The sequence below is a fragment of the Lysobacter sp. Root690 genome, assembly GCF_001427785.1.
In the GTDB taxonomy this organism is placed as follows: domain Bacteria; phylum Pseudomonadota; class Gammaproteobacteria; order Xanthomonadales; family Xanthomonadaceae; genus Lysobacter.
Genome location: NZ_LMHM01000017.1, coordinates 108,476 through 133,434, shown reverse-complemented (window position 1 = coordinate 133,434; position 24,959 = coordinate 108,476). Strand labels below are relative to the sequence as shown.

The following is a 24,959-nucleotide window of genomic DNA, read 5'->3' as shown; positions in this document are numbered from 1 at the left end:
CGGGGTCAGCCGAGATCGGCCAGGATATTGTCCGCCGCCTGCAACGCCAGCGCGGCGATGGTCAGGGTCGGATTGGCGGTCGCGGTGGTCGGAAATACGCCGCTGCCGACCATGTACAGATTGCTGTGATCCCACGACTGCTGGCGCGCGTTGAGCACCGAGGTCGTGGCGCTGTCGCCCATGCGGTAGGTGCCGATGATGTGGCCGGCGCCGTAGAAGGTGAACGTGTTGCCTTGGTACTGGAACGTGGTCGGGCTCGGGCTCGGATTCGTCCCGCTCAACACCGGCGGTGCCGGCACCTGGGTGTACTCGGTCGCGCCGAGAGCCTTGAATATCTCGGTCGACGCCGCCTTGGCCGACACAAAGCCGTTGCGCACGTAGTTCTCACGAATGCGATAGGTGACCTGCGGCCGCGGCAAGCCAAGATGATCCTTGAACTGGCTCGACAGCTGCACGCGGTTGTCCGGATCGGGCAACTGCTCGATCAGATAGCCCAGACGCAGTTGCCGGATGTAGACGTTGTTGAGCGTGTTGACCAATTTCGAGCCGTACAACTGACTGAACGCCGGCAGGTTCGGATCGAAACGCAGCGACTGCCCCTGCTGGTTGACCGAATCGCCGTTCAACTGGGTGTTGTTCTGGCCGAACACGAAATCGGCGAGCGTGGTGTAGGGATCGTTGGTCGCCCAGTTCCAGCCTTCGTTGCCGATCTCGATGCGATACGCCGCGCGCTGATTGCGGAACGCGCCGTCGCGCACCGACTCGATGCCCGAGGTCGACAGCGGCCCGCGGAACGCATAGATCGGGTCCTTCGACAGGCCCCAGGCCAGGTACATCACGTGATCCATCAGATTGCGGCCGACCTGATCGGAGCGATTGGCCACGCCGTTGGGATAACCCGGATTGCCGTTCGACATCAGCAGCAGCTTGGGCGTTTCGATCGCATGCGCGGCGAGCACGTAGCGCTTGCCGGTCGCGGTGCCCTTGCCGGTCGACGGTCCGGTCTGGCTGTCGTAGGTCAGGTAATCGATGCCGCTGACCTGATCGCCAGTCAGACGAATATTGTTGGCCACGCTCTGATACTGAATCTGCACGTTGCCGGTCTGCAGCGCTTCGGCCAATGTCACCGTGCCGTCGTACTTGGCCTGGATCGGGCAGATCGGAATGCAGTTGGTGTTGCCCGCGCACTGGCGGCGCTTGCCCGGCCGTGAGTTGCGTCCCTGCGGCGTCGGGGTGACGAACAGACCGATGTTGTCGATCTTCAGCGAGGTCACGTTGCCCTCGTACAACACGTCGTTCAAGGATGGCGTAATGCCCGGCATCGGGAAATCGTAGTTCGGTCCGTAGGTGCCGTCGGGCTGCACGTTGAAGGTCTTGTACAGATCGACCATCGGCTGCTTGTCCGAGGACACGCCGATGGTTTCGGTGGCCTTGCGGTAGTACGGCAGCAGCGTTTGATAGAACTGCGCGCCACCGGGCCAGTCCACACCCTGACCGTACTTGGTTTTCAGCTGGAAATCGTTGGGCAGGTGATTGAGCGAGGTGCCCAGCCAATGCCAGGTGGTGCCGCCGGCGACGCGTTCGTAAGAACTGCCGAACGCGAAGGTCATCTCCGGATCGTCGGCGCGGGTCGCGGTCTGCGGCGGATAGACGAAGTAACACTGCGCCGGGTTCTGCCACGCGTTGATCTGCAGCACGGTATAGCGCGGCGTGTTGAGCGTGGCCGGGTCGGGCTGGCCGAGCGGGTTGCTCGGGCCGCCGGCGCCTTGCATGGTCGGCGGATACGGCGACTCGGGTGTCTTGGCGTTCGCGGTGAAGAACGTCTGCATGTAGTCTTCGCGGCTCTTGGGCACCGGCGGGCCGCCTTCGAGGATCAACACCTGCTTGCCGGCCTTGCCGAGTTGGTAGGCGATGATCGAACCGGAGATGCCCGAGCCCACGATCACCACGTCGAAACCGCCCGCTGGAATGGTGATGCTCATGCCGGGTTCTCCAGGTAGTCCTGCAGCGGCGGCGGCGTGGTCGCCCAATAGCCGTAGGTGTAGTTGGAACTGCCCATCGGGTGCGATTGCATCACTCGCCAGACCAGACCCTGGGTGTAACTGGTCGCCGAGATCACCTCGCTGAAGGTCTGGCCGCGCGTGGGCGAACTGTCGGACACCACGGTCGGCCAGGCGCCCATGTACCACAGGTAGATCAGCTGGCGCAGCGCCAGCACTTCGGCCGGGTACGTGCCGCTGAGCAACGCGCCGGCGATGGCTTCGTTGTTGCCGTCCTTGCCGCCTTCGGCTTCGTTGAGGTTGTAGTACTCGCAGATGATCTGATCGGCCATGCCGTTGGGCAGTTTTTCGCGAAACACCTGCAGGTATACGGTCTTGATGTCGACCGGATCGATCTGCGGCGCGATCGCGTCGCGGGTGAAACCGGTCAGCCCGACGCTGAGACGGATGAAGTACTCCATGTAATCGACCATGTCCGTGCTCCTTATTGCGCGCGCTGCAGCAGGTAGGTGAAGTCCGAGGTCAGACCGTTGGTCATCGTCGCGTTGTTGTGGCAGGCCATGCAGCTGGACGAGGCCTGCGGCACCTTGCCCTGGATGTAGGTTTCCAAGGTCGCGTTGGCGAGGAACGACGGCGCCGGATTGCCGGTCGGATCGGTCGGATTCTTGGCGTTGGTCGGCCACTGCGTGCTGATCAGCTGATAGTTGGCCCACACCGTGCCCGGGTAGGTTTGCTGCAACAGCGCCTGGTAGCGCGCGTTGAGCGACTTGGTCGAAGCGGTCAGCGCGACCTCGCGCATGATCTGGCTCGGCGTGGTGTGCGGGTTGTTCGGATTCCACGGCCGCGCCGGCGGCTCGTTGACCGCGCAAGTGCCGCTGCAGTTGCGGTTATAGAAACTGTAGTTCGCCTGATTTAGCGGCTCGCCCTTGACCGGCACGTTGTCGACGTGTTCGAAGGTCGACCACACCCATTGCGGCTCGCCGGCGGTCTTGTGCGCGATATGCAAACCGACCAGGCCGACCGTCTGCAACTTGCACGAGGCCTGCACGCCTTCGTGTTCGCCGGGGTTGGTGTAGACCAGCGCCTGGATGGTGTGGAAACGGCTCGCCTGGTCCTTGCCGCCCATCACCTTCCACGACGACTTGATCATGATCGCGCCGGTGTTCTTGGAACCGGCGGGCTGAGCGAAGTTGGCCGGCTTGCCGAATTTCTGCTGGCCAGCCTTGCTGTACAGACCGTCGCTGACGATGGTGTTGAACATGTCCTGGTTGGTCATGATCGCGAAGCGCACGTACTGGCCGTTCTGATCGATCAGCGGACCGGTTTCGAACGGCTCGCCGCTTTCGTCGAGCACGTTCGGGGTCTTGCCGACCTGGGTCAGGTTCAACACGCCGTTGCCCATGCCCTTGCACACGTCCGGCGGCGGCGGGTCCTGACCCCACGGCGGCGGCGTGGCGCCGCCGGGCAGGAAGATGTCGCGGCTTTCCTTCCAGTTCTCCCACACCGTCGCGTCGTTGGCGCCGAAGGTCGAGCCGGGTTTTGGATTGCCGTCGCTGCCACCGGGCCAGTTGACCGCGATGAACGACTGCCACGAGAACAGATCGAAATCGTCCTGCAGGTCCTGCAGGTTCGGATTGGATTGCGGCACGCTGATCTCGAGCGGAATCGTCGAACTCAACGGCGGCAGCGGCGTGGCGGCACTCGCGTGCTGGCGGATATCGGCGCGCGACAGACTGTCGTGCGGCTCGGGCTTGAGATGGCTGTCGGTGCATGCCGCCAGCGCGAACACGAACGCGGCCGCGGCCAGTGGCCTGATCATTGGCTTGATCGACGGCACGACCCGCTGCGGGCCAAGACGGTATCGATGATTCATGGCGAGTCCCCTGCTCCCTGGTGATACGAAGCGAAGATTCGCTTCGCCGCGAGGCAGGCAGCACACCGCAGCAGGCTGCGGAGAAGGAACACAAGCCGGGTTGGTTGGCTGGCGATCGAATCGCTGGCTACGTCGCGTCGGGCGCAGACGCTACCACGCGTTCGGCGAAAAAATGCGACTGTTCGCGCAGAAATAAACTAAACGATGTTTCTTTGCGATCGAGCGCGAAACGTTGTCCTGCGCGAGCGCGCAATTGCGTTCTCTGTTGAAGCGGCAGGCATTGCCCCGATGAAATGCGCGGCGTTTTTGCGTTATCGGCGGTGGTGCGATGGTGAGCGTCGGTGAGCCCGCGCGCGACTTGTTTGCGTTGCAGCGCGGGCTTGCGCGAATGCGACGCGAGTCGCTATCGCAAAAACCGACACCACCGCGATGGGTGGTGTCGAAAAAGAGCACCGGACATCGTGTCCGGTGCCGGGGGAACCCGCGCGGCTTGCACTCGCCAGGTAAGAATCACTTTGCTTATCCATCAGGACGCGCGATGACTTGCGCGCTCGATTGCCACGAACGGCTTGCGCGAACGCAAGCCGCCTCGTCCGCCGCTCAGTTGGCGGCGCAGCTCGCGCTGTTGTCGGCGCGCAGTTGGTCGTAGGTCTTCTGTCCGGCCGGCAGCGGCGTCACCTGCGCGGGCAGCAGCGAGCGATACGACGGGTCGTAGGTCGCCGACAGGAAGCAGGCCTCGGACTGGGCGTGGAACTTCAGTCGTCCGTTGCCGTAGCTGCTGTCGAAACCGGCCGCGCCCAGATCGTTGCCGCCGGTGCTGGCCACGTACACCAGCGAGTCGTACACCGAGTTGGACAGACTGACATTGCGCTGCTTGAGCAAGGCGGCGCGATCGGCTTTCTGCTGCGCGGTCGCGTTGGCCGGCAACGGCGCCGGCACGGTGGCGTTGGTCAGCTGGCGCTGATGCTGCAGACCCAGCAGCGCGAGCGCGGCCACGTGCGGCGTCGCCGAGGAAGTACCGTTGAAGGTGTTGTCGCCGTAGGACACGGTGTCGACATTGGCGAAGTTGGCGATGTCCGGCTTGGCGTTGCCCGCGGCCTGGCCGTTCGGACGCGCGCCGCCGGCGGCGAGGACCGGACCGCGCGAGCTGTACGCTTCCAGGTTCGATGTCGCCGCGTCCAGCGCGGCCACCGTGATCACATTGGCCGAGTCGGCCGGATGCACCAGCGAACGATCCTGCACGCCGTACTGGAAGTTGTGCAGGCCGCCGCTCATCAGGCGCAGGAAGTTGTTGGCGTTGGCGGTCTTGCGCACCACCCGCACGCCGAACTTGCCGCCGCCGGAGAAGCGCGTGGTGTTGAACAGGTTGTTGCAGGTCGTGGTCTTGGTGTTGGCCGCCGGCTGCAGGGCGATGCGTTCCAGCGGTTGCTGTCCGGCCAGGCCGGTCTGGGCGTCGTCGGACTGGGTCACGGCGACCCAACCGGCCGGCGTCACCACGCGGCCGTTGCGGGTCACCGCGTCGGCCCAGCGCACCAGTTCCAGACGATAGTCGGCGTTGGTGGTGTTGTTGGCGCTGGTCCAGTCGTTCCAGCCCAGCCACACGTCGATCGCGATCAACTCGGCGTCGGCCGCGGTCTTGCCGCCGACCGGAATGCAATCGCCGAAACCCTGGCCTTCCAGGCGCAGCAGATTGATGTTGTCGGCGATCGCCGCGCCGTTGGCGTCGAGGTTGCCGACCACGAAATCCTGCAAGGTGTTGGCTACCGCGCCGGCGGTGCTGTCGCCGTCCCAATGCACCTGCGCTTCGTTGCCGGCGGCGTTGAGGATCAGCACGCCGTTGCGCGCGGCCGCGTCGATCGCATCGTAAAGGCCCTTGAGATTGCTGCCGGTGCCGGTGCCGTCGCCCGGCGCGTACAGGGCCATGCCCTGCGATGCGGTCAGCACCTGCGCGCGCGGTTCGCCCTGCGGCTCGTTGAGCGCGTTGAGGTTGGCCGCGTCCTGGATGCCCTTGATCCAGTCGGCGGTCTGGCCGGCGTCGTACACGCGGAATTTCGCTTCCGGCACGATGTCGTAGACGATCTCGACCACGGCGTTGCCATGCTTTTGCCTGGTGTAGCCGAACGCGCCCGCGGCCGGCTTGAACAAGGTGAGTTTGTCGGCGACCGCGGCGGTGTTCTTCGGCCATTCGTTCGCGTCCTGCAATGCCTTGACTTGGCCGGTGTTGTCGGCGAACTGATCGAACACCGCGACGGTCAGGCCTTCGCCCTTGAGATCGCGGCGCTGCGCGGCCGGCAGTTGCGCATAGTTGCCGAGCGAACGCAGCTGATCGAGATTGCTGGCGGTGGCGCCGTCGGTGAACGCGGCGGTGTTCGGCATCGCCAGCAGCGACACCTGCGCGACCGGTTGCAGGCCCGCCACCCATTCCAGACGCGCCAGCGGCACCTTGGCTTCCAGGCTCGGCGAACCGTTGATCTGTTCGGCTTCCAGGCCCGCGGCAAGCAGCGTCTCGCGCAAGGTCGAGGTGGCGCGATCGAGCAGGCTCGGGTTCTGGATCTGTTCGTGGGTCAGGGCCAGATTGACGTTGACCTTGAGCTTCTCGCCGTCGCGATAACGCAGCGGAATGCCGACCCGGTCGAGCACCGCGATTTGCGCGGAGACGCTGGCGCCGGCATAGGCCGGGCCGCGCGCCGAGGACGATGCGCCGGTCGACGCCGACGCGCCCGCGGCGTTCGGCATCTGCGACAACGCCTGCACCGCCTGCAGCAACTGGCCGGCGCCGAGCTTGCTCTGCGCGTCGTTATGCGGCGTCGGCGCGTTCATCGCGACCGGTTGCCAGCTCGGCGCGGGCAGCGAGCCCGACGCCGTTGCTGCGCCCGCGGCATTGGCGAGCGCGCCGGACGCAACCGCGCCCGCTGTCTGCGCTTCGTTGCGCGACCACAACAGCACCGTGGCACAGGCCGCGGCGAGACCGAGCACGGCGAATTTTTTCGACGACATCTTGTTCATTCGTTGGTTCCTGATGCGGATTGCAGTCGTGGTCGTCCGCTGCCGACGGGCGCAAGCCCGTGGCACGGCCGAGGCGCGAAGACCTGGGTGCGGGAAAGGGGAACAGCGATGGGAGCGCGACGATCAGGGGAAGGAAGGGATCGGGTTTTCGTCGCGCTCATTCCTCAAACGCAAAAAGTGCGACGTCCCCCCATCACCGTGGCACTTATTTTGACAGCACGATTTTTCATATCGATGCGGCGCGCGAACGTTGCGCCGCGCGCGAAACGCAAGTGCGTGGCGAACGCCCTACCCCGTTCGCGCATCGTGTTTTTGTTCATTCGCGATTGCGTGGTTGCATCGCGACACGCACGTCGCGGCATCGCACGGCATGCGGTTTCATTCGAAACTTTTCGCGACGATTCAGCCGGTCACGCAGACGCGCTCGCGTATTCGCGAGCATGCGTTGGCATCGAGGAAGATTGCGCCGGTCAGCGGCGAACGTATCGGCCCATCCATGCATCTGTCGACACACGAGGGCATCGACAGATCGCGACGCGGCCTCAGCCCTGCGGCATGCCGCGCGCCATCACCACCTCGGCGCGCGGCGGCGCGCCGAACAGGCGCTTGTACTCGCGCGAGAACTGCGACGGGCTTTCGTAACCGACCCGGTGCGCGGCGGTCACCGCTTCGACGCCGCTGACCATCATCAGACGCCGCGCTTCGTGCAGGCGCAGATGTTTCTGGAACTGCAGCGGCGACAAGGTGGTCACCGCCTTGAACTGGTGATGCAGCGAGGAGGTGCTCATATGCACCTGCTCGGCCAGTTCGTCGATGCTCAACGGCTGCAGATAGCACTGGCGCAGCACCGCAACGGCCTTGGCGATGCGGCTGGAGCGGCTGTCGGTGAGCGCCAGCGTGCGCAGCCGATGGCCGAGATCGCCCATCAGCACGCGATAGAAAATTTCGCGCAACGCCATCGGCGCGAGCACCGGCAAGTCCTGCGGCGTATCGAGCAATCGCATCAGCCGCAGCACCGCGTCCATCAGGGTCGTGTTGACTCGCGCCGCGTACAGACCCAGGTCGACGCCGTTGCCGCCGTGACCGTGATCGATCGTCGGCGACTGGCCGGCATCGACGATCAGGCTGGCGATCTGCGCCGGGTCGATGTCCAGGCGCAGGCACAGATACGGTTTGTCCGGCGTCGCCTCGACCACCTGGCCGATCATCGGCAGGGTTACCGATACCACCAGATAATTGAGCGGGTCGTAGTGATAGGTGCGATCGGACAAGGTCACGACCTTGCGGCCTTGCGCGACCACGCACAGGCGCGGCTCGTACACCGACGGCGAACATTCGGTCGGCGCGCTCATGCGGATCAGGTGCAGCGGCCGCACCGCGGTGGCGTGGACGCCGTCGCTGTCGGTCAATCGGGCAATCCGATCGACCAGTTCGGCCTGCGCGGCGCAGCTGCCGCGTTGCGCGATCGATTCGGCGGAGCTATTGGCGTTCATGGCGTCCCGTGCGGAGTCGGGTTGCCTCGATTATCGGCACGAATCAGCCCGCAAGACTGTGCCTAGTCGGCCGGTTTGCAGAAATAGGCAAGGATTCGACGGGATCGGGCGCGGCCGGGCGCGGCCGGGCATGGACCGGAGCGGCGCGACGGTCGTGCTGCGTGTACGCCCCGGCCCGTGCCGTGCGGCCGGAGCGCTCAAACCATCGCCCGGCGCGCTACTGCTGCATCCCGCGCGCCTGGGCCTGCATGCCCTGGGTCTCGGCCTGGATGCGCGCGGCCTCCTGCCCCTGCTGCAGCGACTGCAACCCGGGCCGGCTGGCCTCCGAGGACTGTTCGACCGGCGTCGCGATCGCGCGCTGCACGTTCACGCCGGCCAGATGGTGGGTCGGATCGTTGAGCGGCCCGTGCACACCGATCAGCATGCTGTGATCGCGGTTGAACACCACATGGTCGATCCGCGCCGCCGGGAACGCGTCGCGTTGATTGAGCGCCTGCGCGACGATGCCGGCGGCCAGACGCTCTTCGTCGTGCGGCTGGAACGTCCCCGGCGGGATATTGACCGAGTGCCGCAGCCCCTGCAGCGCGCTGTTGTACATGGCATGACCGGGATGCTCCGGATCGGACAGCACCGCGGCGCGACCAGGAACCGCCTCGTTGCGCGCCGGACCATCGCCGGCGCCGCCCGCGACCGAGCGCTCGTTCTCGCGCGCTGGCGGCGCGTCGACCGGCACGTGTTGATGCATGTGCGGCCCGTCGAAGGTGTGATCGAACCGGCCCGCCACCGACGGCGTCGTACTGGTGTCGCGATACACCTGCGACCCGGTGCCTGTGGCGGTCCGGATGGAGATGCCGTTCTCCTCCAGCAGCGTTTCGTTCACGCCCAGGCTGCTCATGTTGAGGTGCATGCGCGAGGCGTTACCGTGCGTCGGCACCCCGAAGCTGCGCTCGATCCAGATCGCGCGCCCGACGATTTCGGCGCCATAGATGTTGGCGTAATCCGAATGGCCGTGCGGCCCCAGGCCGACCGTGGCGTGGGCGGCGACGCCCGGCGTTCCCACCGGTTTCTGATCGAAGTAGTACTGGCCCATGGTCGCGACATTGGTCGGCGAACTGGTCAGGCTGCCGTCGGTGTTGAAGGTCAGATTGGCCCGCGCCACCGGCGCGCCGGCGGCGTCGAGTTCGAGGAAATCCTCGACCCGTCCGCGGTTGGCGTTGTTCCACATCTCGGTCAGTCCGGCGTTCGGATTGCCGCTGCGCTGCTTCTCGTAACTCAGCATCGCGTTCCAGCCGGCGATGTGGGCCTCGGCCTCGTCGTTGCGATTGGACTGCATCCAGCGCACGCTCGGCGCGGTGTAGTCGTTGATCGGGTTGGCATCGGAGGCGATCTGCCGCGCTTGCGTATCGAACCGGTCGCGCGCCCGATCCGAGCCGGCGCGGTTGAAGCCGTGCTCCATTTCGTGGCCGAGCACGAAGCTCATGTTGTGCTGATCGAAGCTGGCGGTGGTGAGGCTCGCGGGCGTGAGGTTCATGACCCGCGTGGTCGGATCGTAGCTGCCGCCAGCACCGGGCGCGGTATGCAGCGCGAAACCGCGCAGCTCGCGCTGAGCCTCGTTGCGCACCGCGTCCTTGAACTGATCGACCAGCACCGGCGAGCCGTTGAGGGTGCGCTCCAGGTTGGCGTGCATGTCCGCGGTGACGTTGGCGGTGTGGGCGAAACGCAGGCTCATGTCCTGCAACTTCAACACCGCGCGCAGATCCGGATTGACCGGTGAGGTGCCGGTCAGCACCTCGGCCGGCAGGGTGACCCGGCCGCTGGCGATGTCGTATTGGCCGACCGACTCCGGCCCCGGCGGCGCCAGCGCGAAGCTGCGCAAATGCCCGTTGGCGGCGTCGGCATTGAGGCTGGTCAACAAGGTCGGGGTGGCGGTGATCGCCGCGCGCAACTGCGCGGCCTGCGCCGGGGTGACGCCGGGTTCCAGCGCGAACTGATCGAGCGCCGCGGTCAGCTGAGGATTGGGGCCGGGCATGGCTTAGCCCTCCTCTTTGACTGCGTCATAAGCATTCAAGCGCACCTCGATGCTGCGCACGCAAGCATGCGCGCGCTTGGCCTCGGACGCGGACGATTCGCGCTGGGTCACGATGTCCACGTTCACGCCGCCGCGCCGGAACACTTGCGCCAGGGTGCCGCGGGTGGCGTATTCGATCTTGCTCGGGGTCGCCGGGCCTTCCTCGAATCCCATGTCGAGCAGCGCGCGCCGATAGGCCGCGTAATCCATCGCGCAGACCGGACCCAGATCGAGCTGGTCCTGATCGGCCTGAGCGCCGTCGTAGTCGAGGCGGTATTCGATCTTCTTCGCGTCCGCCGCCGACGCATCATCCGAGTAGGCGATGGTCTGCGACCAGTCGCCACCGGCGATCGCTTCGGAAAATCCTTCGTAACCCGGTTCGCGCTCGCCGGCGTCCGCGGACGGCTCGGGCAGGCGCATGACCGCCTTGAAGCGATCCAGACTGAAATCCGCCGGCTTCTTGAGGCTGTCGATCAACTTCAACAGCCGCTGCCCGGCTTCCTGGGAGGTGAGCGTTTGCCCGCCGGCGGCGGGCAGCGAAGACGAAGTGGTTTCGGACATGGCGGCGCTGACCTTCACAGGTTCGGATGGGGGCGAGAGTTCGTGCGGCTGTTTCGCGGCGCAGGCGCCGAACAAGCCGATGGAGGGCAACAGCATCGCCACTGCCAGCCAGGCCGGGATCCGGGTGTTGACCATCGACGTCTCTCTCCCTGTCGTGCCGCGGCTCGGTGCGAGCGATTCCCTGAGCGTCGAGTATGCCAGCGAGCACGCGTCTGGGAAGCCGGAGGCGCCCGATCGCCGGCGCGCCATCGTCGGATCGCCGCGGGTTCGCCGGCTGCGGCGACACCACGTCAGCGCCGCGCGGTGGCCACGATCGAACGAAACCTGGGCACCGCTCGATCAGGCAATCCCGCCGCTTCGCCAAGTGCCGCGCCATGCTGCTGCGGCGGCCACGGCGAATTAGACGAAGGTCTTAATGTTCCAGGGTTCCCGAGCAATACCGGCTCGCGCCGGCATCGGTAGAAATCTGCCCGCAAGCTGTGCCGATCCGGCCAAATTGCAGAAATAGGCAACGATGCGACAGTAATGTACTAACGCACGCGCGAGTCACGGACTAACGTAGCCGCACTCCCCAATGCACCCTGGCCAGCGAACGCTGGGCGACGACCTTTCACCCGACGCCCGCCTCGACGGTACGCCGGGTAGCGGCGGTGGTCGCGCGGGCCCCGGAGCGGGCCAGGCGAAACGCGAACGGATGCCGCCGGTCCAACAGCGAGCGAGGTCCACCCAACCCCACACTCGACACGACCCCACACTCGACACGCAACGATCGCGCGCGCCCGTCAGCTGCGCTTGCGCGACCGATCGCGGCGGCCACTCGTATCGCCACGTCCGCACAGCTGACGAATTTGTCAGCCAAACGACAGCTTCGCGTACGCGTGCCGCGCCTAGAGTGCCGCGAGGGTTTGCGGTTCTTCAGCGTTCGTTCTTCACCGTCCCTTGCGCGACGCATCGCCAGCGTTGCGGCCTGCATACGAACCGTTCCACGCGACACGGCTGCGGCCCGGTCGTCAGGCGCGGACACTTCGCACCACTCATCCAGCCGTCGGCTCCCTCACTCGGATTCCCCTCACGATGTGGATTGTTCAATACGCCCTGAGCCGCCGTTACACGATCGGCGTCCTGGCGATCCTGATCCTGCTGTTCGGCGTGCTGTCGGCGCGCAAGATGCCGACCGACATCCTGCCTGAAGTCGGGATTCCTTCGATCAATCTGGTGTGGACCTACACCGGCCTGCCGGCGGCCGATGTCGCCGCGAAGATGACCTCGTTCTCCGAGGCGGCGATCCTCAACACCGTCGACGACCTTAAAGAGGTTCGATCGGAAACGATCAACGGCGCCAGCATCGTGCGCATCGATTTCCAGCCGACGGTGAGCCTGGACCGCGCGCTGGTGCAGATCACCGCGGTCTCGCAAACGATCCTGCGGCGCATGCCGCCGGGTACCTCGCCGCCGCTGGTGGTGCGCAACAACGTGTCGAGCACGCCGGTGCTGCAACTGGTGCTGTCGTCGGATTCGCTGACCGAGGCGCAGCTGTACGACTACGCGCGTCTGCAGATGCGTTCGCAGATCCAGACCATTCCCGGCATCCGCATGACCCTGCCCTACGGCGGCGCGCCGCGGCAGATCATGGTCGATCTCGATCCGGCCAAGCTGCAGACCTACGGCCTGACTCCGGCTGATGTGACCGGCGCGCTCGAACGCGGCAGCCCGACCCTGCCGTCGGGTTCGATTCGCGAAGGCCAGCGCGAGATGCAGATCTCGATCGACACCAGCCCGGCGACCGCGGCCGAGTTCCTCGACATCCCGGTGGTGTCGCGCGGCGGCACCGTGATCTACGTGCGCGACGTCGCCTCAGTGCGCGACGGCGGCGCGCTGCAGACCAATGTCGCGCGCATGGACGGTTCCAGCGCGGTGTCGGTGGCGCTGATCAAGCTCGGCGGCGCGTCCGCGGTCGAGATCGTGCGCGCGGTGCGCGAACGCCTGCCCGAGATCGAAGCCTCGGCGCCGCCGGGCACGCGCATCCACGCGATCTTCGACCAGTCGGTATTCGTCGACAATGCGATCAGCTCGATCGAACACGAAGCGCTGCTGGTCGGCCTGCTGGTCGCGCTGGTGGTGCTGATGTTCATCGGCTCGTGGCGTTCGAGCATGATCGTGCTGTCGGCGATTCCGCTCGCGTTGCTGTCGTCGATCGCGATGCTGCATCTGCTCGGCTACACCTTCAACGTCATGACCCTGGGCGGCCTGGCGTTGGCGATCGGCATCCTGGTCGACAACGCGGTGGTCGACGTGGAAAACACCAACCGCAACATCGCCCTGGGCAAGGACGTGCGCACTGCGATCCTCGACAGCGCCAAGGAAGTGGTGTTCCCGGAAATGGTCTCGACCATTTCGATCTGCATCGTGCTGACCCCGATCTTGTTGATGACCGGCCTGTCGGCATGGGTGTTCACCCCGCTGGCGCTGGCGGTGATCTTCGCTATGCTCGCCTCGTTCCTGCTCTCGCGCACGCTGATTCCGGTGCTGTGCTACATGCTGCTGCCGGCCGACATCCAAAGCCGCGCCAATCCGCGCTGGGCGCCGGAAAAGCTGCTGCTGAAGATCAACCACAAGGTCGAGCACGTGCTCGATTCGCTGCGCGACAAGCACCACGCGCTGCTGATCAAGCTCGGTCATCACGGCCTGGTGCTGACCGTGGTCGCGGTGCTGGTGTTCGGCGTCGGCGCGCTCGCCGCCGCCTCGCTCGGCCGCGAGTACTTCCCGCAGGTCGACGCCGGCCAGCTGCGCATGCAGGTGCGGCTGCCGTCGGGTACCCGTCTGGAGGAAACCGCGGCCAAGCTCAGCGAGATCCAGCGCGAAATCCGCTCGATCATTCCGCCGCAGGAATTGCAGACCGTGTACGAACAGATCGGCGTGCCCGATGCGGTCAACCTGTCGCTGGTCGACAGCGCGGTGGTGGGTTCGTTCGAAGCCGAGATCATGCTGCAGCTGCGCTCGCCGCACGCCAACAGCCACGACTACCTGGTCAAGATCCGCAAGCGCATCGCCGAGCGCTTCCCCGAAGCCAAGCTGTTCGAGCGTCCGCCGGACGCGACCAGCCGCACCCTCGCCGGCTCGGCCGCGGCGGCGTTCGAAGTACGGCTGATCGGCCGCGACGTGCCCGGCAATCTGGCGATGGCGCGCGAGATCGAGCAGCGCCTGCACAAGGTCCCCGGCGCGGTCGACATCGCCTTGCGCCAGGTGCTCGATCTGCCCGAGTACCAGGTCAAGATCGATCGCACCCGCGCCGCGCAGTTAGGTCTGGATGCGCAACAAGCCAGCCGCGCCGTGCTCGCGGTGCTGGGTTCGGCCGGCACGGTGTCGCCGGTGTACTGGACCGACACCGTCAACGCGATCGCCTACACCGTGCAGGTGCAGGCGCCGATCAATAATCTGAAAAACATCGATGCGCTGATGAATTCGCCGCTGCGCATCGGCGCCAACGGCGAAGCGGTGCTGTTGCGCAATATCGCCACGGTCACCGCGCGTCAGGTGCCGGCCAGCGTCGCCCGCACCACCCTGGCGCCGACCATCAGCGTGATCGCGAACGTCGAAGGCACCGACCTGGGTTCGATCTACGATCAGCTCACGAAGATCACCGGCGAACTCAACGCCAAGCTCAAGCCCGGCAACCGTATCGAAATCGTCGGCCAGGCCGGCGAGATGCAGAGCGCTTACGGCGAACTCGCGACCGGCCTGGTGATGTCGGCGATCCTGGTGTTCCTGGTGCTGGTGGTGAACTTCCAGTCGTGGATTCAACCCGCGGTGGCGATGTCGGGCCTGCCGATCGCGATCGCCGGCGCCGCCGTCGGCCTGTGGGTGACCGGTACGCCGCTGAGCGTGCCGGCGCTGATGGGCGTGATGATGGTGATCGGCGTATCGACCGCCAACAGCGTGCTGGTCACCAGCTTCGCCCGTGGCCTGATCGCCGACGGCCACGATCCCGAACTGGCCGCGTACGAATCGGCCGCGGTGCGCCTGCGCCCGGTGCTGATGACCGCCAGCGCGATGGTGCTCGGCATCATCCCGATGGCGATCGGCCTGGGCGACGGCGGCGAACAGAACGCGCCGCTCGGCCGCGCGGTGATCGGCGGCCTGCTGTTCGGCACGCCCGCCACCTTGATCCTCGTTCCCTCTATCCTGGCCGTCGTCGGCCGCCGTCGTAAGCCGCGCGTCGAGGACGAATCCTCCGACAGCGCCGGCGCCCCCGCAGGAGTCGCTCCATGAACCGCTCGATCCGTGTCTCCCACCCGCTCGACCGGGCCGGCCTGAGCCTCGCCCTGGCCGCCGCGCTGCTGACCGTGCTGGCCGGCTGCAGCCGCAGCGACGCCGAGACCACGCCGGCCAACGCGCTGCCCGAAGTGCTCACGGTGCAGGCCAAGGCCGCCGACGCCGCCTTTGATCTGTCCCTGCCCGCGCGCGCGCAGGCCGGCGAGTCGGCGCAGTTGTACGCACGCGCGACCGGTTTCGTCAGCGAACGCAAGGTCGAACTCGGCGACAAGGTCAGCGCGGGCCAGGTGCTGGCGACGATCTCGGCGCCGGAAATCGATCAGTCGGTGCGCGAAGCGCGCGCGCTGCTGGCGCAGACCACGGCCGATCAGGAATTGGCCAAGGTCAACTACGATCGTGCGCAAACGCTGATCGGCACCGGCGCGGTATCGAAGGAATACTTCAGCGATCGCAAGGGCAATTACGACGTGGCCGTGGCCGCGCGCAACGCGGCGCAGGCGCGGTTGACCTCGGCGATCGAGCGGCAGTCGTTCCAGTCGGTGCGCGCGCCGTTCGCCGGCGTGGTGGTGGCGCGCAATGTCGAGCGCGGCGATCGGGTGGTCGGCGATTCGGCGTCCTCGACCGTGCCGATGTTCGAGGTCGCGGTGCTCGATCCGCTGCGGGTCGTGGTCGACGTGCCGCAGAACGTGTCGATGCAGATCCAGAATGGACTGGAAGCGGACGTGAGTTTCCCGGAACTGCCCGGGCAGACCTTCAAAGCGCAGGTCGCGCGCAGCGCGCGCACGCTCTCGCGCGACGCCGGCGTGATGCGCACCGAACTGCGCCTGCCCAATCCCGAAAGCCGTATCCCGGCCGGCATGGTCGGCTCCGCGCGCCTGCACCTGCCGCGCGTCGCGCCTGCGGTTGTGCTGCCGGTGTCGACCGTGATCCAACGCGCGACCGGCGTGCAGGTGGTGACCTTGAAAGCAGACTCGACCCTGTCGTATCGCGACGTGACCCTGGGCCGTAACCTGGGCAACGAAGTCGAAGTGCTGACCGGCATCCAGGCCGGCGACACCGTGGTACTGGCGCCGAACGCGCTGCTGGCCGACGGCAACAAGGTGCACGCTAAGGCGTTGCCGCCGCCTAAGAAGTCGTAAGGTCCGCGTTCCCTCATCCGGCCCTTCGGGCCACCTTCTCCCGCGCCGCGGGAGAAGGGCGCGGGTCACTCGGGATATTTACCTCTTCTCCCGTCTGCATCGACCACTAGGGATAGCTGCTCGTGACTCCCTCTCCCGCTTGCGGGAGAGGGCCGGGGTGAGGGCACGCAAATCTCAGCCATGCTCAGCCGTGCAACGCCTTGGCATGATGCGCAATATGCTCGCCGATATAACTGGCGATGAAGTAATAGCTGTGGTCGTACCCCGGTCGGATACGCAGCTCCAGCGGATGCCTGGCCACCTCGCACGCGACCCGCAATAGCTCAGGCTTCAACTGCGGCACCAGAAATTCATCGTCGCCCCCCTGATCGATCAACAACGGCAACCGCTCGCGCGCACCGGCGACCAACGCAGTCGTATCCCAGGCCTTCCACGTCTCGCGATCCTCACCCAGATACGCGGTGAACGCCTTCTCGCCCCAAGGCGAATGCGACGGCGCGGCGATCGGCGAGAACGCCGAGACGCTGCGATAGCGGCCCGGATTCTTCAACGCGATCATCAGCGCGCCATGCCCGCCCATCGAATGCCCGCTGATGGCGCGCGCGCTGGTGGTCGGAAAATGCGCATCGACCAAGGCCGGCAATTCATCGACCACGTAGTCGTACATGCGGAAATTCGCCGCCCACTTCGGCCGCGTCGCATTGATATAGAACCCCGCGCCCTGGCCCAGGTCGTAGCCCTCCGCATCGGGCATGCCCTCGCCGCGCGGACTGGTGTCGGCCGCAACCAGGATCACCCCGTGCTGCGCCGCGAACTGCTGCGCACCGGCCTTGGTGATGAAGTTCTGCTCAGTGCAGGTCAGCCCCGACAGCCAATACAGCACCGGGCAATCGCCGCGCTCGGCCTGCGGCGGCAGGTACACGCCGAAACGCATCGTGCAGCCCAGGGTGGTGGCGGTGTGGCTCCAGACTTCCTGGCGGCCGCCGAAGCAGGCGTGGGATTCTATTTTTTGCATGGTGTCTCTCTTGATTTTCGCCGATCAGCGAAGCGCCGCGGCCCTCATCCGCCCCTGCGGGGCACCTTCTCAGCTCTGCACTCCCTGCGGTCGCCGCTCGCGGGAGAAGGAAACAACTCGCTATCAACCCCTCTCCCACTCACACGAGAAGGAAACAACTCGCCATCAGCCCCTCTCCCGCTGGCGGGAGAGGGGTTGGGGTGAGGGCCGCAAGCGATCAGTAATGAATCACCGTACGAATCGACTTGCCCTCATGCATCAGATCGAAGGCTTCGTTGATCCGCTCCAACGGCAGCGTATGGGTAATGAACGGATCGAGATCGATCTCGCCCTTCATCGCCTGCTCGACCATGCCCGGCAATTGGGTGCGGCCCTTGACCCCACCGAACGCCGAACCGCGCCAGACGCGGCCGGTCACCAACTGGAACGGACGCGTGCTGATTTCCTGGCCCGCGCCGGCCACGCCGATGATCACCGACTCGCCCCAGCCCTTGTGGCAGCACTCCAGCGCCGCGCGCATCACGTTGACGTTGCCGATGCATTCGAAGCTGAAATCCACGCCGCCGTCGGTCATCTCCACCAACACGTCCTGGATCGGACGCTCGTGGTCCTTCGGATTCACGCAGTCGGTCGCGCCCATCGCCTTGGCCAGCTCGAACTTGCCCGCGTTGGTGTCGACGCCGATGATGCGCCCGGCCTTGGCCTGCACCGCGCCCTGGATCACCGCCAGGCCGATGCCGCCCAGACCGAACACCGCGACCGTGTCGCCGGGCTGCACCTTCGCCGTGTTGTGGACCGCGCCGATGCCGGTGGTGACGCCGCAACCGAGCAGGCAGACTTTTTCCAGCGGCGCTTCGGGGTTAACCACCGCCAACGACACTTCGGCGACCACCGTGTATTCGCTGAAGGTGCTGCAACCCATGTAGTGATGGATCGGCTTGCCTTCATAGCTGAAACGCGAGCTGCCGTCGGGCATCACGCCGCGGCCCTGAGTCGCGCGCACCGCCTGACACAGATTGGTCTTGCCCGACAGGCAGAACTTGCACTTGCGGCATTCGGCCGTGTACAGCGGGATCACATGATCGCCGGGCTTGACGCTGGTGACGCCTTCACCGACTTCGACCACCACACCGCCGCCTTCATGGCCGAGCACCGCCGGAAACAGACCTTCCGGATCGTCGCCGCTGAGGGTGAACGCATCGGTATGGCACACGCCGGTGGCGGTGATGCGCACCAGCACCTCGCCCGCGCGTGGCGGCTCGACGTCGATTTCGACGATCTGCAAGGGCTGGCCGGCGGCGAAGGCGACGGCGGCGCGGCTTTTGATGGTCCGGCTCATGGGAAGGATTCTCCTGCGGTGGCGCCGCGTGGGGCGGGAAAGGATAGGGGTTGCGAGGATTCGGAGCGGCGACGCGCGGATCGATGCGCAGCGCGCGGCTGCGACGGATTCATTTCAGGTACGACCGCACCAGCGCGGCGACTTCGTCGATGCTCGCGCTGCGGGTTTTCTGCGACGACACGGCCTGGCCGAGTTCCTCGCGGATGTGGCTCTCCAGCACTTCCGACATCAGGCCGTTGATCGCGCCGCGGATCGCGGCGATCTGCTGCAGCACCGCGGCGCATTCGCTGCCGGCTTCAAGCGCGCGCTCCAGTGCCTCGGTCTGGCCCTTGATGCGGCGCACCCGGGTAAGCACGCGTTTTTTCTCGGCGGGGGAATGGGGCATGGCGGTGGTCTCGGCGTCCGGGCGGGCGGGCCTTGATACTAGGGGTGAGTATACCAAGATCGCTGCCCGATCTCCGCGTTTCGCCCGCAAGACACCGCGGAAGGCGCGAGAGCGAGCGGCCCTCCAGCGATTGCCCTGCCCGCGAGGCGACCGCGCTATCGCCTCGCGCACGCGCCGCGCTGGGCTTCTGACTCGTCTTAATCGCGCCGATCTGTGATCCGACTCACGCGCCACATCGACCTTCGATCAGACGCGCGTGAAGCCATCCTCGCTGGCCGCATCTAGCCTTGGCCAGGCAGCAACACACCGCCGTTTCCATAGTCAGGTCCTCCAGATGAAAACCTTGCTCGGTCTCGTACTAGCCGCATCTTGCGTATTGGCAACGCCGGTACAGGCTCAAACCATATCGTTGACACCCAGAACCAACGGCGGCAGCGGCGCGTTGCCCAACGGCTACGACCAGATCGATTTCTCGACCTTCGACGGCAACTGGGCGCAAGACTTGTTCCTGCCGACCCAGCCTCGGGACGGAATGCGCGTCAACATCCATACCGCGGCGACGTTCGATTCGACCCTGGATATCTCGCGGGTCGATGTGGGAATGCCGGCGCTGGAACTGAGCGCCGGCAACCGCTATTCGTTGACCTACTCGGCCGCGGCGGGCCAATGGACGTTCCTCTCGGGCGATCTGGTGACCCGGCTGACGCCGCAGAACGGCGCGGCGACGATCCCCGACAATCCGAACAAGATCACCTACTTCAGCGTCTCCGACGCCAACCCGGCGGCGAGCGTCGCATTGCCCAAGCTCGCCGCCCCCGGCAGCGTCGTAGTGGTTCAATCGACCGCCGCGTCCAGCGTCACGGTGACACCCGCCAATCGGCTTTACGTCAGCTCGGCGAACCTTCGCAAGGGCGATTCTTTCTCGTACGTCTATCGCGGCGATTTCGGCGCCTGGGTGAGTTCCGGCGCCACGACCAGGCATCTGGGCGCCAGCGATATCGCCGGCAACGGCGGCACGGTCCCGCTGAGCGGATCGCCGCGCAATCTGGTGCAACTCCACGATGGCGGCTGGATTGGCCAGATCCGCCTTCCCGCCAGCGCCGGCGATCGCGATCGCATCACGATCCGTTCGCAGGCCAGCTCGAACGCGAACATCGAAAGCGTCAATACCGGATTTACCGGCACCATGATCCTGCGCAGCGGGGACGAATACCAATTCATGTATGCGGCCAATCTGCGGCGCTGGGAACTGATCGTCAGTCCGGTTTCGTTCCATCAGGCCGGCGCCGTCGCCGATGGCCAGTTGCCCAACATGGTCAACCCGCACACCGTGGTCAACGCGGCCGACGGCAATTGGGCGGCGGCCATCAAACTGCCGCTGACGCGACGCGTCGGCGATCGCGTGACCATCAAGACGCAGGCCGCCTCGCCCATCGCGGTGCGCAGCGGACAGCAAACCTTCGCCTCGGTCACCGCCGGCGAGTCGGTGACCTTCGTCGTCGGCGCCAACGGTCAATGGCAGCGGCAGACGCGTACCCTCGACATGCTGATGCTTTACAGCGCCGCCTCGGCCTCGCGGTTCGGCGCGGACACGATGCGCTCGCGGCTGGCGGAAGGATTAAGCCTGACCAACGACGCGCTGGAAAACTCTCTGGCCACCTTCCGCTTCCGCGCAGTCTCGACGCGGGAATTCGCCTCGCCCAGCAGTTGGACCTCGCTCGATCACGTTCTGCCTGGACTGGCCGGCCACACCCAGGCGCAAACCTGGCGCAATCAGGCCAAGGCCGACGGCACTTACTACGAAGGCACGGAGGAAGGATGCGGGCTGGCCTATCTGGGACCGGCGGCTTCGCACATGATCGGTTCGGGTTCGACCGACTGCGGCACGACCGTGGCGCGTCACGAACTCGGACACAACATGGGGCTGGAACATTCCGAAGGCCGCACGATGACGGGCACCATCATGAACGGCAACGAGTGGTCGTTGTTCGGCGCGCCGTATCTGTATGTGCCCAACCTCGGTATTCCTCTGACGCTGCCGGGCGGCGTGAACGAAATGCAGACGATGAACAATCGCGCGCCCACCGTGGCCGCGTTCCGCTGATGCGGCGATGAGATCGCAGACATCGCGATATCGGCTGGCCGCGACCGCTGCGATTCTCGCAGCGGTCGCGGCGCTGGTATTTTCATTAACGAATACGAATCCGGTGTCAGTGTCGGGCGCGCCGGCTCCAGCCGCGCCTCGTCAACACGAGCCGACGCCGACCACCGCGCCGATCGCAACGCCCGCCGTCAAAACGAACGACGTAACCAACGCCGGCGAGCTTCCGCGCCCGTTCCAATACCTGCGCGAGTCCCAACGCGCGGACGGCAGCTTTCCTCTGCAATCCAATCCCGCCGTCCTCGATGCATTGCGCGTCGGCGATGCCTTCATTATCGATCTGCCGATGGGACGGTCGGCTTATACCGCTCAGGTCGCTCAGGCGATCGATATACCGGGCGGACGCCGCCTGAGCGGTCGCCTGCACGACGGCGACATCGACTCGTGGCCCTTCAGCCTGACCCTGATGCGCGATGGCCGCGTCGTGGTCGGCAATATCAGCGCGAACCAACGCCAGTTCTCGATCCAGACCGGGCAGGCGGGCGGATACTTGCGCGATACGACGTCCGAATCCAGCCGATTGATCGATAGCGAACATGCGCAAGGCGGGCACGTGCATTGAACGGTGGCCCGCGGCGGCGAGGCCATATGCTCGGACGCAAGGTCTCGCGTCGACGGACGAGGTCTCCCGTCGATCGCGGCCGCCAGGCCGCGATCAACCGGTGTTCTGCACCCCGGCCGCGATGCCGTTGACTGTCGCCACCAACGCTTGCTGCAGGCCGTCGTCCGGCCGTCCGGCCGCGCGCCAGCGCGCGAGCAGGTCGACCTGCAACAGGCTGATCGGATCGACGTAAGGATTGCGCAGGCGAATCGACTGACGCAGACGGTGATCGCCCAGCAACAGCTCCTCGCTGCCCTTGATCGTCAGCACCGCGCGGCGGGTGCGTTCGAATTCCTCGGCGATGCCGGGATGGAAACGCGCATGCAGGTCGCCTTCGGGCAAATCGGCGGCGAGCATCGAATAGCGTTCGAAGATCGCCGGGTCGGACTTGGCCAGGACCATTTCCAGATCGTCGATCAGGGTGCCGAAGAACGGCCAGTCGCGCGCCATCTCGGCCAGCGCATCGCGGCCGTGTTCGGCCAGCGCGCGTTCCAGGCCGGTGCCGACGCCGTACCACGCGGTCAAACCGGCGCGGTTCTGCGACCAGGCGAACACCCACGGGATCGCGCGCAACGAACCGATATCGCCGACCCCTGCGCGCTTGGCCGGACGCGAGCCGATGCGCAACCGCTCGATCACGTCGATCGGAGTGGCGGCGCGGAAGTACGCGGGGAACTGCGGGTCTTCGTGCACCAGCGCGCGATAGTGCGCGCGCGCCCGCTGGGCCAGTTCGGCGGCGATCGCGCGCCAGCCGGCTTCGCGCGGCTCCGGCGCGCGCGGACGCAAGGTCGCGCGCAGCACCGCGCCGGTGGTCTGTTCGAGATTGCGCAGCGCCAGCGCGCGGATGCCGTACTTGCGATGGATCACTTCGCCCTGCTCGGTCAAACGCAGATACCCGTCGACCGAACCGCGCGGCGCGGCGATCACCGCGCGCTCGGTCTTGCCGCCGCCGCGGCTGATCGAACCGCCGCGGCCGTGGAAGAACGCGATCCGCACCTGGCTGTCGTGGGCCAGCGCGGTCAGCGCGATCTGGGTTTGCTGCAAGGCCCAGCGCGAGGCGACCATGCCGCCGTCCTTCGCGCTGTCGGAATAACCCAGCATCACCACCTGGCGATTGCCGCGCGCGCGCAGATGGGCGCGATACATCGGATCGGCAAACAACGCGCGCAAGGTGTCGGCGGCGGCGTCGAGGTCGTCGACGGTTTCGAACAGCGGCGCGACATCCAGCGGCACCCGGCCGTCGCCATCGACGCAACCGGCGGTCTTGGCCAGCGCGAGCACCGCCAACGCGTCGGCGGCGCTGCGGCTCATGCTGACGATGTACGGCCCGAACGCGCGCTCGCCGTACCGCGGACGCAGTCGCGCGACCGCGCGGAACACTTCGAGGGTCGACTGCGCGGCATTGGCCGCGGCGCGCGCGGGAGGCGCGTCGCCATCGAGCAGGCTGTGCAGACGGGTGGCGCGGGTGGCCACGTCCAGCGATTCCCAGTCGGGCATATCGAGCAGCGCGGCGAGCGCGGCATCGTGGGTGCCCGAGTCCTGACGCAGGTCCAGGCTGGCCAGATGGAAGCCGAAGCATTCGGCGCGCCGACGCAGGCGGCGCACCGCGAAACCGCCGGCGTGTTCGCCCTGATTGGCGGCGAGGCTGCGTTCGATCAGGGCGATGTCGGCCAGGAATGCGGGCGCATCGGGATAACCGTGCACGCTTTCTTCGACCGTGGCCTGCAGGCGCGCGGCCATCAGACTGAGCAGGTTGCGGTAGGGCATGTCGGCGTGGCGCGGCTTGAGCAGCGCGGCCGCCTTAGGCAATTGATAACGGTAATCCTCGACCCGCGCGAGCACCGCGTCGTCGATGCGCACGCGGGTGACCGACTGGCTGAGCAGTTCGGCCAGCGAGGCCAGATCGTTGCGATACGCATTGAGCACCAGCGCGCGCTGACCGGACAAGGTCGCGGCGATGGTGTCGGCGCCGACATTCGGATTGCCGTCCATGTCGCCGCCGACCCAGGTGCCGAAACCGAGCACGTCGGGCAACGCGGCGCCGCCTTCGCCGAAACGCTCGCCGTAGATTTCGCGCAGCGCGTCCTCGAAGGTTTCGTAATACACCGGCAGCACCCGGTACAGCACGTCGGACAAATAGAACCCGACGTGTTCGAACTCGTCGGCGACGCTGGGCTTGGCCGCAGGCGCTTCGGCGGTCTGCCAGCTCGCGGTCAGGGCCAGGCGGATGCGTTCGCGGTCGGCGCGGCGTTCGGTGGGGGTGCGGTTGCGGTCGATGTCGGCGACCAGACAGCCGACGATGGTGCGTTCCTTCTCCAGCAGCGCGCGTCGCACCGCTTCGGTGGGATGCGCGGTGAACACCGGCTCGATCCGCAGCCGCGGCAGCAATGCGGCGACTTCCTCGGCGCTGACGCCCTGGCGCGCGAGCAGGCCGATCGCATCGCGCAGGCCGCCGGGCTGGGCGCCGGCGCCGCTGCGTTCGTAGTCGCGGCGGCGGCGGATGCGGTGCACGCGCTCGGCCAGATTGACCGCCTGGAAATAGGTGGCGAAGGCGCGCACCAGATCGCTGGCCTGATCCAGATCGATATCGGCCAGCACCTCGGCCAGGGCGCCGATCGGCGCTTGCGCTTCGCGGCGGCGGATCGCGGCGCGGCGCAGGCGTTCGACATCGTCGAGGAAGGCCGGGCCGCGCTGTTCGGCGAGGATTTCGCCGACCAGGGCGCCCAGGGTCTTGACGTCGTCGCGCAGCAGGGCGTCGGTGGAGGCGAAATCGACCGCACGCAGCGGTTCGTCGCTGGTATCGAGAAGGACATTCATGCTTAAAGGCTACAGCACGCCATGCGCGATGTGCCGAAGGTTGCAGGTGTGACGGATTGGCGACAGCGCTGCCGAACAATGCCGCCGCGCGCTGCCACCTCGGGCACGCGGCCGGTCGTGCCTTGGCATGAGCCACGAATGCACGGTCGAGCGCACCGCCGACGAGGCGACGAGCGGCGCCCGAACCCCCTGGCGCGCTGCGACCGGAATCACGAAACTATCGGCCGTC

Annotated in this window: 17 protein-coding genes; 5 read left to right on the top strand and 12 right to left on the bottom strand. The window is 66.4% G+C overall.

From position 1 onward, the window contains the following. Window positions 1-5: 5 nt before the first annotated feature. The 8 genes from ASD86_RS21220 to ASD86_RS21190 all read right to left on the bottom strand — a co-directional run bounded on the left by ASD86_RS21220 (window position 6) and on the right by ASD86_RS21190 (window position 11,001). Window positions 6-1,982, bottom strand: coding sequence for a GMC family oxidoreductase (locus ASD86_RS21220; protein ID WP_056115481.1), 1,977 nt, complete (start codon window positions 1,980-1,982; stop codon window positions 6-8). After that, window positions 1,979-2,473 carry a hypothetical protein gene (locus ASD86_RS21215; RefSeq protein WP_056115479.1) on the bottom strand — a complete coding sequence of 165 codons (495 nt, stop codon included), beginning with the start codon at window positions 2,471-2,473 and terminating at the stop codon, window positions 1,979-1,981. The genes ASD86_RS21220 and ASD86_RS21215 overlap by 4 nt, the downstream gene beginning before the upstream one ends. An 11-nt stretch (window positions 2,474-2,484) precedes the next feature. Then, window positions 2,485-3,873: a hypothetical protein gene (locus tag ASD86_RS21210; protein ID WP_235567859.1), complete on the bottom strand. Its 1,389-nt coding sequence runs from the start codon at window positions 3,871-3,873 to the stop codon at window positions 2,485-2,487. A 150-nt stretch (window positions 3,874-4,023) separates the two neighbouring features. Further along, a complete protein-coding gene (locus tag ASD86_RS27005) occupies window positions 4,024-4,326 on the bottom strand; it encodes a hypothetical protein (protein ID WP_157476972.1) in 303 nt (100 codons plus the stop codon). A gap of 147 nt (window positions 4,327-4,473) precedes the next feature. Beyond that, window positions 4,474-6,879 carry a S8 family serine peptidase gene (locus ASD86_RS21205; protein WP_056115477.1) on the bottom strand — a complete coding sequence of 802 codons (2,406 nt, stop codon included), beginning with the start codon at window positions 6,877-6,879 and terminating at the stop codon, window positions 4,474-4,476. Window positions 6,880-7,421: 542 nt separating this feature from the next. Continuing rightward, on the bottom strand, window positions 7,422-8,372 hold the full coding sequence (locus tag ASD86_RS21200; protein WP_056115475.1) for an AraC family transcriptional regulator: 951 nt from the start codon (window positions 8,370-8,372) through the stop codon (window positions 7,422-7,424). Between the two features lie 217 nt (window positions 8,373-8,589). Continuing rightward, window positions 8,590-10,401: an XVIPCD domain-containing protein gene (locus ASD86_RS27545; protein WP_056115472.1), complete on the bottom strand. Its 1,812-nt coding sequence runs from the start codon at window positions 10,399-10,401 to the stop codon at window positions 8,590-8,592. 3 nt (window positions 10,402-10,404) lie between these two features. Next, the gene (locus ASD86_RS21190; RefSeq protein ID WP_157476970.1) at window positions 10,405-11,001 is read right to left on the bottom strand and encodes a hypothetical protein; all 597 of its coding nucleotides are present in this window, start codon (window positions 10,999-11,001) and stop codon (window positions 10,405-10,407) included. Here ASD86_RS21190 and ASD86_RS27000 point away from each other — a divergent pair. The 3 genes from ASD86_RS27000 to ASD86_RS21180 all read left to right on the top strand — a co-directional run bounded on the left by ASD86_RS27000 (window position 11,000) and on the right by ASD86_RS21180 (window position 16,412). Next, entirely contained in the window at window positions 11,000-11,404 is a 405-nt protein-coding gene (locus tag ASD86_RS27000) for a hypothetical protein (protein ID WP_157476968.1), read from the top strand. The two genes, ASD86_RS21190 and ASD86_RS27000, sit on opposite strands and share 2 nt — an antisense overlap. Window positions 11,405-12,075: 671 nt before the next feature. After that, window positions 12,076-15,270, top strand: a complete 3,195-nt coding sequence (locus ASD86_RS21185) for an efflux RND transporter permease subunit (RefSeq protein WP_056115466.1) — start codon at window positions 12,076-12,078, stop codon at window positions 15,268-15,270. After that, window positions 15,267-16,412 (top strand): efflux RND transporter periplasmic adaptor subunit, encoded by a 1,146-nt coding sequence (locus ASD86_RS21180; RefSeq protein ID WP_056115464.1) that lies wholly within the window; start codon window positions 15,267-15,269, stop codon window positions 16,410-16,412. Before ASD86_RS21185 ends, ASD86_RS21180 begins: the two co-directional genes overlap by 4 nt. A 184-nt stretch (window positions 16,413-16,596) precedes the next feature. Here ASD86_RS21180 and fghA read toward each other — a convergent pair whose 3' ends face one another. The 3 genes from fghA to frmR all read right to left on the bottom strand — a co-directional run bounded on the left by fghA (window position 16,597) and on the right by frmR (window position 19,151). Continuing rightward, the gene (fghA, locus tag ASD86_RS21175; protein ID WP_056115459.1) at window positions 16,597-17,427 is read right to left on the bottom strand and encodes an S-formylglutathione hydrolase; all 831 of its coding nucleotides are present in this window, start codon (window positions 17,425-17,427) and stop codon (window positions 16,597-16,599) included. A gap of 217 nt (window positions 17,428-17,644) precedes the next feature. Next, window positions 17,645-18,754: an S-(hydroxymethyl)glutathione dehydrogenase/class III alcohol dehydrogenase gene (locus tag ASD86_RS21170; protein WP_056116473.1), complete on the bottom strand. Its 1,110-nt coding sequence runs from the start codon at window positions 18,752-18,754 to the stop codon at window positions 17,645-17,647. Window positions 18,755-18,875: 121 nt separating this feature from the next. Then, window positions 18,876-19,151: a formaldehyde-responsive transcriptional repressor FrmR gene (gene frmR / locus ASD86_RS21165; RefSeq protein WP_036108252.1), complete on the bottom strand. Its 276-nt coding sequence runs from the start codon at window positions 19,149-19,151 to the stop codon at window positions 18,876-18,878. 409 nt (window positions 19,152-19,560) lie between these two features. Here frmR and ASD86_RS21160 point away from each other — a divergent pair, with 409 nt between their 5' ends. Together ASD86_RS21160 and ASD86_RS21155 are read left to right on the top strand one after the other, a co-directional pair. Then, complete coding sequence (locus tag ASD86_RS21160) at window positions 19,561-21,255, top strand: zinc-dependent metalloprotease family protein (protein ID WP_157476966.1); 1,695 nt, start codon at window positions 19,561-19,563, stop codon at window positions 21,253-21,255. A gap of 7 nt (window positions 21,256-21,262) precedes the next feature. Further along, window positions 21,263-21,874 carry a hypothetical protein gene (locus ASD86_RS21155; RefSeq protein WP_157476964.1) on the top strand — a complete coding sequence of 204 codons (612 nt, stop codon included), beginning with the start codon at window positions 21,263-21,265 and terminating at the stop codon, window positions 21,872-21,874. 93 nt (window positions 21,875-21,967) lie between these two features. Here the strand turns inward: ASD86_RS21155 and ppc are convergent, their stop codons facing one another. Then, on the bottom strand, window positions 21,968-24,730 hold the full coding sequence (gene ppc / locus ASD86_RS21150) for a phosphoenolpyruvate carboxylase (RefSeq protein WP_056115450.1): 2,763 nt from the start codon (window positions 24,728-24,730) through the stop codon (window positions 21,968-21,970). Window positions 24,731-24,959: the final 229 nt, after the last annotated feature.